Annotated in this window: 12 protein-coding genes; all 12 read right to left on the bottom strand. The window is 74.1% G+C overall.

Translation table 11 applies throughout. The annotated features are described in order from the left end of the window. Position 1: 1 nt before the first annotated feature. The 12 genes from ACBI99_RS08870 to ACBI99_RS08815 are packed head-to-tail and all read right to left on the bottom strand — an operon-like array spanning position 2 to position 11,134. Positions 2–433, bottom strand: a complete 432-nt coding sequence (locus ACBI99_RS08870) for an acetyl-CoA carboxylase biotin carboxyl carrier protein subunit (protein ID WP_357587355.1) — start codon at positions 431–433, stop codon at positions 2–4. Further along, complete coding sequence (gene accD, locus ACBI99_RS08865; RefSeq protein ID WP_375072057.1) at positions 426–2,087, bottom strand: acetyl-CoA carboxylase, carboxyltransferase subunit beta; 1,662 nt, start codon at positions 2,085–2,087, stop codon at positions 426–428. The genes ACBI99_RS08870 and accD overlap by 8 nt, the downstream gene beginning before the upstream one ends. Continuing rightward, on the bottom strand, positions 2,084–3,115 hold the full coding sequence (locus tag ACBI99_RS08860; RefSeq protein ID WP_375072056.1) for a beta-ketoacyl synthase N-terminal-like domain-containing protein: 1,032 nt from the start codon (positions 3,113–3,115) through the stop codon (positions 2,084–2,086). The genes accD and ACBI99_RS08860 overlap by 4 nt, the downstream gene beginning before the upstream one ends. Then, positions 3,108–3,947, bottom strand: a complete 840-nt coding sequence (locus ACBI99_RS08855; RefSeq protein ID WP_219511663.1) for an enoyl-ACP reductase — start codon at positions 3,945–3,947, stop codon at positions 3,108–3,110. The genes ACBI99_RS08860 and ACBI99_RS08855 overlap by 8 nt, the downstream gene beginning before the upstream one ends. Beyond that, entirely contained in the window at positions 3,941–4,777 is an 837-nt protein-coding gene (locus ACBI99_RS08850; RefSeq protein ID WP_375072055.1) for a beta-ketoacyl synthase N-terminal-like domain-containing protein, read from the bottom strand. The genes ACBI99_RS08855 and ACBI99_RS08850 overlap by 7 nt, the downstream gene beginning before the upstream one ends. Next, positions 4,774–5,862 carry a beta-ketoacyl synthase gene (locus ACBI99_RS08845; RefSeq protein WP_219511666.1) on the bottom strand — a complete coding sequence of 363 codons (1,089 nt, stop codon included), beginning with the start codon at positions 5,860–5,862 and terminating at the stop codon, positions 4,774–4,776. Before ACBI99_RS08845 ends, ACBI99_RS08850 begins: the two co-directional genes overlap by 4 nt. After that, the gene (locus ACBI99_RS08840; RefSeq protein ID WP_219511668.1) at positions 5,859–6,746 is read right to left on the bottom strand and encodes a hypothetical protein; all 888 of its coding nucleotides are present in this window, start codon (positions 6,744–6,746) and stop codon (positions 5,859–5,861) included. The genes ACBI99_RS08845 and ACBI99_RS08840 overlap by 4 nt, the downstream gene beginning before the upstream one ends. Continuing rightward, complete coding sequence (locus tag ACBI99_RS08835) at positions 6,743–7,552, bottom strand: alpha/beta fold hydrolase (RefSeq protein WP_219511670.1); 810 nt, start codon at positions 7,550–7,552, stop codon at positions 6,743–6,745. The genes ACBI99_RS08840 and ACBI99_RS08835 overlap by 4 nt, the downstream gene beginning before the upstream one ends. After that, on the bottom strand, positions 7,549–8,490 hold the full coding sequence (locus ACBI99_RS08830; RefSeq protein ID WP_375072054.1) for a beta-ketoacyl synthase N-terminal-like domain-containing protein: 942 nt from the start codon (positions 8,488–8,490) through the stop codon (positions 7,549–7,551). Before ACBI99_RS08830 ends, ACBI99_RS08835 begins: the two co-directional genes overlap by 4 nt. A gap of 22 nt (positions 8,491–8,512) precedes the next feature. After that, the gene (locus tag ACBI99_RS08825) at positions 8,513–9,637 is read right to left on the bottom strand and encodes a beta-ketoacyl synthase N-terminal-like domain-containing protein (RefSeq protein ID WP_219511674.1); all 1,125 of its coding nucleotides are present in this window, start codon (positions 9,635–9,637) and stop codon (positions 8,513–8,515) included. Beyond that, the gene (locus tag ACBI99_RS08820; protein ID WP_219511675.1) at positions 9,637–10,848 is read right to left on the bottom strand and encodes a beta-ketoacyl synthase; all 1,212 of its coding nucleotides are present in this window, start codon (positions 10,846–10,848) and stop codon (positions 9,637–9,639) included. Before ACBI99_RS08820 ends, ACBI99_RS08825 begins: the two co-directional genes overlap by 1 nt. Before the next feature lie 25 nt (positions 10,849–10,873). Then, the gene (locus ACBI99_RS08815; protein ID WP_219511677.1) at positions 10,874–11,134 is read right to left on the bottom strand and encodes an acyl carrier protein; all 261 of its coding nucleotides are present in this window, start codon (positions 11,132–11,134) and stop codon (positions 10,874–10,876) included. Between the last annotated feature and the right edge of the window lie 38 nt (positions 11,135–11,172).

Here is an 11,172-nt window from a genome sequence, read left to right as displayed (position 1 = left end):
CTCAGCCCACCGCCCCCAGCTCCATGAGCGGCTGCTCGAACTCCACGACGTCGCCGTCGGCGACGTTGACGCGCAGCACCACGCCGGCGCGCCCGGCCACGACCGGGTTCATCATCTTCATCGCCTCGACGATCGCCACCTGCTCCCCGGCCTCGACGTGCTGGCCGACGGTGACGAACGGCGGCTGGTCGGGGGCCGGCCGCTGGTAGAAGACGCCCATCAGCGGGGCGGTCACCGCCGCGGCGGGCTCCTCGCGGGGCTCCTCCTCCTGCCGCGCCGCCGCCGGCAGCGCTTCCGCGGCGGCGGCCGGGGCGGAGCGTTCGATCTCGATCGTGACGTCCTCGCCCCTGACCACCAGGCGGCGCACGTCGCTGCCGCGGACCAGATCCAGGATCCGGCCCGTGGCCTCGACGGTCGCGCGGAGATCAGTCATGGTCTTCTCCCTCCGTGCTCCACACCCCGTAGGAGCGCAATCGGCCGCGGCGCGCGGCCAGCAGGTCGTCGATCGGCACGCCGAGCAGGTCGCGCAGGTGCCGGGCCAGGGTGGGCCCGAGGTTCCGCTCGGGCACCACGGCGTCGACGACCCCCAGCGCCCGCAGGTCCGCGCCGCGCAGCTTCAATGCCCTGGCCGTCTCGGGGGCCCGGGCGGCCGTCCCGTACAGGATCGACGCCGCGCCCTCGGGGCTGATCACCGAGAAGACGGCGTGCTCCTGGATGAGCAGGCGGTCGCCGACGGCCAGCGCGAGCGCCCCGCCGCTGCCGCCCTCGCCGGTGATCACCGACAGGACGGGGGTGCGCAGCCCGGCGGCGAGCAGCAGGCACTCGGCGATGGCGCCGCTCTGGTTGCCCTCCTCCGCCGCCACCCCCGGGTACGCGCCCGGGGTGTCGACCAGCGTCACCACGGGCAGCCGGTGGCGCTCGGCGAGCCGGAACAGGCGCATGGCCTTGCGGTAGCCGGCCGGATGCGGCATGCCGAAGTTGCGCGCGACGTTCTCGGCGGTGTCGGCGCCCTTGTGGTGGGCGACGACCACGACGGGCAGGCCGTCGAGCCGCGCCAGGCCGCCGAGGATCGCCGGGTCGTCGCCGCCCTGGCGGTCGCCGTGCAGCTCGACGAAGCCGGTGAACAGCTCCTCCACCCGGCGGCGGGCGTTCGGCCGCCCCGGGTCGCGGGCCAGCCGGACCGTCTCCCAGGCGTCGAGGTCCCCGGGCGGCTGCTCGGCGGGCGGCTCGGCGGGCGGCTCGGCGGGCGGCTCGGCGGGCGCGGCCGCGTCGCGCTCCCCCGACAGGATGCCGAGGACGCGGTCCAGCAGGCCGCGCAGCTCCTGACGCCGTTCGACGCGGTCCACGTGGCCGTGTTCGAGCAGGAACTCGGCGGTCTGGAAGCCCGGCGGCAGCTCCTGCCTGATCGTCTGCTCGATCACCCGGGGGCCGGCGAACCCCGCCCTGGCCCCCTCCTCGGCGACGATCACGTCGCCGAGGCCGGCGAAGGAGGCGGCCACCCCGCCGTAGACGGGGTCGGCCAGCACGCTGACGAACGGCACCCCGGCCTGCCTGAGCGATCGCACCGCCTCGGCCGTCTTGGCCATCTGCAGCAGCGCCAGCACGCCTTCCTGCATGCGGGCGCCGCCCGAGGCGGAGACCACGACCAGCGGGACCCGGCCGCGCAGGGCGTCACCGGCGATCCTGGCCACCTTCTCGCCGACGACCGAGCCCATGCTGCCGCCGAAGAAGGCGAACTCCATGACGGCCAGCGCGACCGGCCGCCCGCCGAGCGTGGCCAGGCCGGTGACGACGGCGTCGTTGAGCCCGGTCCTGGCCTGGGCGCGGGCCAGCCGGTCGGGGTAGGCGAGCCGGTCGGTGAAGCCGAGCGGGTCGAGCGGGGCCAGGTTCGCGTGGCGTTCGGTGAAGCTGCCCGGGTCGGCCAGCATGGCGACGCGGTCGAGCGCGCGCACCGGGAAGTGCCTGCCGCAGTTCGGGCAGGTGTGCTCGTGCCTGGCCAGCGCCTCGTGGTGCAGGAGGACGGCGCAGCCCTGGCAGCGCAGCCAGGTGCCCTCGGGCAGCGCGTTGATCTGCTCCAGCACGGTCATGCGGCGCGCTCCAGCCGCACGGCCGTGCATCCGACGACGCCGTCGCGGTCGACCGAGGTCACCAGCGTCACGGCTCCGGACGGCCCGCCGGTGAGGGCGGCGGCGAGCTGGAACGCGGACGCGGCGGAGGCGGTGTCGCCGAGCGCGTCCCGGCAGCTCCGCCGCTCGGCCTGCGGGCCGACGACGCCGTCGAGGGCGGCGTCCTCCGACTCGGCGCCCGAGGACACGACCAGGCCGACGTCCTCGGCGCGCAGGCCGAGGTCGTCCAGCAGCCCCCGCACGCACGCGGCCAGGATCGCGCGGACCTCCACCGCGCGCTCGTAGGCCATGAAGCGGGAGCCGAGCACGGCCGCCAGCGGCTCGCGGGAGGCGGCGAGCGCGGCCTCCCGCGACTCCAGCAGGAAGATCGCGCAACCTTCGCCCGGCGGGACGTCCCGCTGGCCGACGTGCCAGGCGAGCCAGCCGCGCTGCTCGGAGTACTCCTCGACCGCGCCGCACAGCACGGCCCGGCAGCGGTCGCGGCGCAGCAGACGGGTGGCGTAGTTGAGCGCCAGCAGGCCGGTGGCGGCGCCCCCGGCCACGGTGGCGTTGGGGCCCTTCAGCCCGTGCCAGATCGCGCTCTGCCCGGCCGCCCGGTTCATCACCGTGTTGGGGAAGCGGGCCGGGTCGACGTGGTAGGGCTTGTCCCCGGTCAGCGACTCCTCGGTGAAGTCCATGATGCTCTTGATGCTGCCCGAGCTCGTCCCGAGGACCAGGCCGACCTGGTGCGGGTGCTCGGCCACGGGGGTGTCGAGCAGCATGCCGACGCCCGCCACGGCGATCGCGGTGGCCCGGTCCATCGCCCGCGTCCCCTTCGCGCCGAGGACGGCGCGGACGTCGAAGTCCGGGATGAGGCAGGCGTCGGCGTACGGCCCGCCGGAGGTGGCGGTCGTCCGCCGGTCGCCGGAGGCGAGGCCCGCGGCGAAGGCGTCGACGCCGAGCCCGAACGGGGATATCACGGAGCATCCCGAGATGACCAGCTCATCCATCCTGCCGAATCCCTTCCTGAGATGCCCAGGAGCCGCCCGCGGCCAGCAGTTCGCCGCCGTCGACTCCGATCGTGTTGCCGGTGATCCACGAGGAGGTGGTCGCGGACAGCAGGACCACGGCCTCGGCCACGTCCTGCGGGGTGGTGAGCCGGTGGTGCGGGTTGTTGCGCGCGCTGTCGCGGCTGAACTCCTCGTGCTCCGGGATGCGGCGCAGCGCCGGGGTGAGGGTGACGCCGGCGCGCAGCGCGTTCACCGCGACCCCGCGCGGGGCCAACTCGCAGGCGAGCTGCCGCACGTGCGCCTCCAGCGCCACCTTCGCCGCCGAGACGGCCCCGTAGCTGGGCAGGTGCTGCACGGCTCCGGCGCTGGTCATCGCGTAGACCTTGGCCCCGGGCCGGAGCAGGTCGGCCGCGCACAGGTCCTGCACCCAGTACAGGAGGCTGTGCGCCATGACGTCCATGGTCATCTCCAGCTGGCGCTGCGTGAGCACGGGGCCGCCGGCCTGCTCGGGCAGGTATCTGACCAGCGTGCCGAAGGCGAGCGAGTGCAGGAGGATCTTCAGCCCCGCCCCGTCCGTCAGCTCGCCGAGCGTGCCGACGAGCTCGTCCCTGGTGGACTTGCGCGCGGCGTTGAGGTTGTGGAAGCGGGCCTGGACGCCGCAGGCGGTGATCTCGTCGGCCAGCTCCGCCACGGATCGGGCCGCGGCCGCGGTGTCGAAGTGGACGCCCACCACGTTCATGCCCTGCTGGGCCATGGCGAGGGCGCACGCGCGGCCGATCCCGCTGGATGCGCCCAGCACCAGGCCCCAGGTCTTGTCGAGTGAGGTCAGCATGCCGGTACCCCCGGGAGGAAGGCGCCGAAGGCGTAGTGGCCCTCGGCCGTCGCGGTGATCACTAAGGTGTTCTCCCGCGCGGTGCGCAGGAGGTCGGACAGCAGCGTCATGGGCCCCAGGCAGCCGCCGGCCGCGGGCTCGGAGACGAGCGGCACCACGCCGTCGCCGGCGATGGCGACGGCCCGGATGACCGCCTCGGCCACGGGCGAGCCGTCGACGACCGCGTGGACACGCGTCGGCCGGACCCGTTCGATGACCGCTTCGGCGTCGGCGAGCAGCCTGCGGCGTCCCTGGTCGGAGGCGACGAGGTCCGGCGGCGCGAACGCGGTGCGCGCCAGCACGCGGGGCAGGTGGGCGGCGCCCGGCTCGACGACGAGCGCCACCGCGCCCGTGCCCTCCATCGCGGCCACGACCATCACGTCGGCCCGCCCGGCCGCCAGCGCGCGCCCGCCCAGCTCGATCGCCTCGAACCCGGCGACGTGCGGCGACGTGCAGGTCAGGCTGAACGCCTTGAGCTCGTGCTCGCCGGTCACGCGGGCGGCCAGCGCGTTGATCGCGAAGTAGGGCGCCATGGCCGGGCTCAGGTCCTCCTGGCCGGTGGCCGTCATGGCCTGGGAAAAGTACTCGCGGACGGCGGTGTTGGAGCCGACCGCCACGCCCCGGCGCTCGGCCGGCGCGTGGTCGAGCCGGCCGCCCCCGGCCACCGCGCGCCGCGTGGCGGCCAGCAGGTAGCGGGAGGCGGGCAGCAGGTACTTGTAGCCGCGCCGGCCCAGCTCCTGCGAGACGTCGGACGGGGCGTGGACCTCGCCCGCCCCGGTGACCGCGATCATGCGGCCTCCAGGACGAACGAGGCGTTGGCGCCGCCGAAGGCGTAGGCGTTGACCAGGACGCGGGGGACCGGCAGCGGCACCGGCGCGTCCACGGGCAGGTAGACCTCGCAGCGCGGGTCCTGCTCGTCGAGCGGGACGTTGGCCGGCACGGCGCCGTCCCGCAGGATCAGGCAGGCCATCACCGCGCCGATCGCCGCCGACGCGCCGCCGGTGTGCCCGAGCAGGGCCTTGGCGCTGTAGAGAGGCACCCGGTCGGCGGCCGTCCCGAGGACGGCGCGCAGGGCCTGGCTCTCGACCAGGTCGTTGAGCACCGTGCCGGTGCCGTGCGGGATGACGCAGCCGGGCTCGTCGCCGGCCAGCGCCTCGCGCATGCCGCGGATGATCTGCTCGCCGCTCGGCTCGGGCGCGGTGAGGTGGTGCGCGTCGCAGCTCCACCCGCTCCCGGTCAGCTTCGCGTACGCCTCCGCCCCGCGCCGGTGCGCGTGCTCGGCGCTCTCCAGGACCAGGATGCCGGTGCCCTCGGCGAGGATCGTGCCCTGGCGGTCCCGGTCGAACGGGCGGCACCGTACGGGATCCACCGCGCCCAGCCGGTCGAACGAGGCCCAGCCGACCCGCGAGTAGGCGTCGGCGCCGCCGGTGATCACCACGTCGGCGTCGCCGGTGCGGATGAGGTCGGCGGCCAGGCACAGCGCGAACCCGCCCGCCGCGCAGGCGTTGCTGACGCTGATGTTGGCGCCGAACGCGCCCAGCAGCCTTCCCACCGCCGAGGCCACCTGGAAGTCCGGGCTCCCGTCGGGGCCCGCCTCGCCCAGGCAGGAGCCGAGGACCACGCCGGCGCGCAGGTCGGGCCGCAGCTCCAGGCCGGCGTCGTCGAGCGCCTCCCCCACGGCCGAGGCCGCCAGCGCCACCGCGCCGGACGCCACGCCCGGGACCCGGTGGATCAGCGGGTGGCGCATGACGGCCGGGGTATCGGTCAGCCGCTGCGGCACCGGCGGCGCCGCGGCGGTCATCGCGGCGCTCAGGGCGGCGGCGCCGTACCCCTGGCACGTCACCGCGCCCACCCCGGTGACCAGGACGTCCGTCATGACGGGCGGTTGGTCAGCGCGTCGTGGAGCCGGTCGTCGAGGTCGACCAGGCTCCATTCGGACCTGCCGGTCAGCCGCGCGTAGCCGTGGGTGATCCGGCCCGTCGCCGTCCGGACGAGCACGCCGTCCCGCAGCACGTAGCAGTCCATCCGGCTGGTGTACGTCAGGCGCTTGAACACCTCTTCGACGGTGTAGACGACGTACAGCTCCTCCTCCATGAGGGCCTCGTCGAGGATGGTGATGCGCGAGTGCGGCACGGCGGGGATGAGCCGCTGCTCGTCCAGCAGCCGCTTGACCGACACTCCCCGGTCGGCGAGGAAGCGGTCCACGACCTCCTCCATCAGCCGCAGGTAGCCGGACATCTGCAGCCGCTCGGTGAAATGGCAGTAGAAGTACGGGATGCGCCACTTCCAGGCGAACGCGTTGCGGCCCGCGGTCAGGTGGTCCTCCACCGTCACGCCCTCGGGCAGCCGCTCGCCCGCCCCGCCCTCCCCCAGCCGCTTCACCACGTACGGCGCCAGCTCGGCGGGGGCGTCCTTGACGTCCTCGCCCCACGGGTCGAGCCGCAGCGCCACGGTGGCCCGCGCGTGGATCGCCTTGCGCGCGTCGCCCTCGGCGGTGATCTTCACGGTGTACGACATGCCGTCGGCCGCCACCTCGGCCACCGCCACGTCGTCCACCCGCAGCGCGCGCAGGATCCGCGTGTCGATGTCCACGAGGTCCACGCACAGGCCGTGGTCGTGATAGAGGTCGGTGACCCGGAGCCCGGCGCCGCGCAGGTGCTCCAGGACGGCCTCCTCCACCAGGTAGTTCAGGTGTTTGAAGCCGATCCAGGTGCCGACGTTGGCGCCTTCGTACCGGGGCCTGAGCCGGGTGGTGTTCACGTGATCTCCAAGGTGTGCGCGGAAACGAAGTCGCCGACGAGCTCGGCGAAGGCCTGTGCTTGCTCGATCATCGGCAGGTGGCCGGCCGCCAGGGTCTCGAAGCGCGCCCGGGGCAGCGCCCCGGCCAGCGCCCGCCCGTCACGCGGCGGCGCCGCCCGGTCGTCGCGCCCGCTGACCACCAGGCACGGCGTGGTGACCGCCGCCGTGTCCACCAGGGGCGAGCGCAGGTACGCCTCGAAGAAGCGCATCCAGCTGTAGGGGCCGAGCCGCTCGCGGAGCTTCACCGCCATGTCGTGGCGCGTGTCCGGGGGCAGCCGGTCGCCGGAGGTGACGCGCAGGCCGTGATCGAGGATCGTGTGGAAACCGGCCAGGTAGCTCTCGATGGTCGCCCAGTCGAACTCGGCCGGGCTGGCCCGGTAGAACGGCGCGACCAGGACGGCGGCGCCGACCTTCAGCCCGCGGGCCAGCGACTCCAGGAGCAGGTTGGCGGCGAAGGAGTGGGCGATGACGACCTCGGCCCCCTCGGCCGCGTCCGCCACCCACCGGCCGGGGTCCGGCTGGAGGGTCCACTCCCGCGTCCCCACCGCCGACCACGGCAGGTCGGCCTCCCACAGCTCCAGGCGGGGCGGGGCGAGCGCGGCGAACGCGTTCCAGGTGGCGGGGCCGCCGCCGAGCCCGTGCAGCAGCACCGTCCGCACCCCGGGCTCCGCCGGTCCCGCCCTCCGCAGCCTCAGGGCCCGCCCCTGGCCCGCCGCCCGGCCGCCGGTGGCGGGCCGGGGCGCGAGCGCGGGATGGGTGCTGGTCATAACGCGGCTCCCGCTCCCGTGAGGACGGTCGCCGCGGCGGCGTCCGCGCCCTGGGTGGTGGCCAGGACGGTGCCGCCCGCCCTCTCCCTCAGCCAGGCGGCGCCCGTCACGCACTGCACGACGCCGAGCGCGCCCGAGGCCGGCCCGAGCAGGGCGGTGAGATCCTGCTCCTCGGCGCTCTCCACCCGGTCGCCGGGGGCCGTCTCCGGACGGCACCACAAGTCCACCCGGTCGTCGAGCAGGCCGCCGAGCACGTCGCCGACGGCCCGGGCGTGCGTCTCCCGCCTGGCGTGGCGTCCCAGCCGGGCCATCGCCGTGGCGCCGCGCTCACGCGCGGTCTCCGCCGACTCCAGCACCAGGGCCGCCGCCCCGTCGAAGGTCGGCCCCACCAGCTCGGCGACCACCGGGTTGGCCGGCTCGACGCCGATCACCAGCATGTGCCGCACCCGTCCCGCCCGGACCATGACGCGGGCCCAGGAGACCGCGTCCAGCCCCGAGGTCGCCCCGTTGCACAGGGTCAGGTTGACCCCGCGCAGCCCGTACGTGATCGCCACCCAGGAGGCGGTGACGTTGCTGGCCGTACCCGGCAGCGCCATCGGGCTGGTCGCGGTGTAGTCGTGCGCGGCGATGGCCGACACCGTGTCGCAGACGGTGTCGAGGTTGCCGTAGTTGGAGCTGACGACCACGCCGACGCTCTCGCCGGGCACCGCGAGGCCGGGGTCGAGCAGCAGCCCGGCGTCGGCCAGCGCGTCGCGCCCGGCGCACAGCGCGAGCTTGGTGGCCCGGTCCTTGTAGCGCAGGCCGCGCCCGGTCAGGCTCGCCGTCGGGTCGGCGGACGCCTCCGGCACGGCGGGCCGCAGCAGGCCGGCCGGGCTCGCCACGCCTCTGATCGCCGTGCCCGCTCCTGTGATCAGCATGTCCTCGTCCGGGGTCGTCATGGGCGCTCCGCTTCCGGGGTCGTCATGGGCGCTCCACCACCGCGACGGCGTTCAGCCCGCCGAACCCGAACGCGTTGACCTGCGCCAGCCGCAGCTCGTCGCCCACGGCCTCGTCGCGTACCAGCCGCAGGCCGGCCATCTCGTCCATGACCTCCCGCACGCCCACCACCGGCGGGATCGTGCCGGTGCGCATCGACTCCACCGCCACGAGCAGGCTGTGCAGCCCGGACGCGCCGGCGGTGTGACCGGTCATCGACTTGATCGCGGTCATCCACGGCGGCGGGGCGCTCTGGCCGAACACCTCGCCGACGCTCCTGGCCTCGGCCTCGTCGTTGAGCGGCGTGCCGGTGCCGTGCAGCATCAGCAGGTCGATGTCGGCCGGGGTCAGCCCGGCCCGCGTGTGCGCCTGCCGCATCGCGATCGTGATGCTCTTGGCGTCCGGCGCGGACGGGTGGTGCGCGTCGCAGTTGACCGCGACCGAGCGCACCCAGCCGTGCCGCGCGCTCTCCGCCCGGCGCAGCACGATCGCCGCTGCCCCTTCGCCCTGCAGCATGCCCCGGCGCGCCTTGTCGAAGGGCCGCAGCGCGTCCGGGGCCTCCGGGTAGCAGCGGTCCAGCAGGCCGTAGGTGCTCTCGGAGATGTTGTCGACCCCGGCCACGATCACCGTGTCCGCCGCCCCGGTCTCGATGAGGTCGCACCCGAGCGCGAGCGCGTACAGGGAGGCGGCGCAGGCGTTCGCGACCGTGGAGACCTGCACCGCGCCGAAACGCCGGCGCAGCGCGGGCCCGAAGTGCAGCTCCTCCAGGTCGAAGTCGACGCCGTCACGCCAGCGCAGCTCCACCGAGCGCAGCTCGCGCAGCGTCGTGCCGATCAGGATCGGCACGCCGCGCAGGTCCGGCAGCTCCGCCTCGGCCGCCGCGGCCTCGATCACGTGCTCCAGCCAGCGCGTCGAGCGCAGCGGCACGTCCCGGCCGCGCTCGGGCCGGTCGTCGATCTCGAACGAGAGCCGCGTACGGTACTTGCCGAGGTCGAACCCGTTCGGCGTGCCCAGCCCGCTGCGGCCCGCGCACAGCGCCTGGAAGATCTCCCCCAGGCTGGAGCCGACGCTCGCCACGGCGCCCGCGCCGCAGATGGCCACACCCGACATCAGCTCTCCTCGTGCTTGCCGAGGATGAGCACCGCGTTGTTGCCACCGAAGGCCAGCGCGTTGTTCTGCACCACCCGCAGGTCGGCGACCCGCTCCTGGTTCGGCACGCAGTCGACGGCGCACTCCGGGTCCGTCTCGACGTGGTTGATCGTCGGCGGGATGAAGCCCTCGGTGAGCGCCAGCGCGCAGGCCGCCGCGGCGAGCGCGCTGGCCGCGCCCATCGAGTGCCCGAGCATCGACTTGATCGACACCGTGGGCGGCGGGCTGCCGCCGAACACCTGGTGGATGGCCTGCGCCTCGGTGACGTCGTTCGCCTTGGTGCCGGTGCCGTGCGCGGAGATGAAGTCCACCTCCGACGGCTTGATGCCCGCGTCCTCGTGCGCCAGCCGGATGCAGGAGGCGATGCTGTCGCGCTCCGGGGCCACCGGGTGGTGGGCGTCGCAGTTGAGCCCGAACCCCAGCACCTCGGCGTAGATCTTCGCGCCCCGGGCCAGCGCCGTGTCGAGGCTCTCCATGAGGAGGATCCCCGCGCCCTCACCGGTCAGGATGCCCTTGCGATCCCGGTCGAACGGCTGGCACACCTCGGGCGCGATCGTGCCGAGCCGGTAGAAGCCGGCGAACGTCTTACGGCACAGCGCGTCGGCGCCGCCGCACAGCGCCACCTCCACGTCACCGCTGCGTACGGCGTCGAAGCCGTAGCCGATCGCGTAGTTGCCGGCCGCGCACGCGGTCGGCAGCGTGACGGCCTCGGTGTCCGTCAGCCCCATCTCCCGCGCGATGCTGGACGACAGCCGCCCCGCGCCGATCCTGCCTGCGAGGGCCGGGTCCAGCCCTTCCATCCCGGAGTCGACCCCCTGGCCGGTCAGGACGTCGAAGTCCCGCCCCTCGCCGTTGGTCGTCCCCACCGACACCAGGGAACGCCGCGACCGCAGCTCGGCGAGCGACATCCCGGCATCCTTGACGGCCATCCCGGCCGCCGCCACCGACAACTGGCTCGCCCGCCCGAGCTCGGCCGGGTCGAGCCTCTCGATATACGCTTCCGGATCGAAACCCGCGACCTCGCAGGCGTTGCCGTATTCGAACCCGGTCGTGTCGAACGCGCCGATCGGCTTGACCCCGCTGCGCCCGGACCTGATGCCGGAGAGGAATTCTCCGACGCCGATCCCGATACTGGTTACCACTCCGATGCCGGTGATGACCACCCTGCGCATCACAACGCCTCCGCGGTTGTCTGCCCTAGGCCTCTGCGACGACGGCGTAGACGCCGTTCAGGCTGGTCATCCTGGACAGTTCGGCCTGGTCGATGGTGACCTTGCAGGCTCGCTCTATCGCGGCGAGAATTTCGATGGCGCGCAGCGAGTCGGCGTCGTGGTCCTCCTTGAAGAGGCTGTCGTCCGTGATTTCCGCGGGGTCGATCTCGAGAATCTCGCAGACTATTTCCTTGATGAGGCTGCGCTGCTCCGAATCAAGACCGGCGGCCGCACTTAGCTCCGTCATTCTTCTCCTCCATAAACTTCGATGAAGGAAGAATTGTC

Origin of the sequence: Nonomuraea sp. ATR24, from assembly GCF_041950485.1 — a bacterium.
GTDB lineage: Bacteria > Actinomycetota > Actinomycetes > Streptosporangiales > Streptosporangiaceae > Nonomuraea > Nonomuraea ceibae.
Note: the sequence above shows the minus strand (reverse complement) of the source record. Positions and strands in the feature narration are given on the sequence as shown.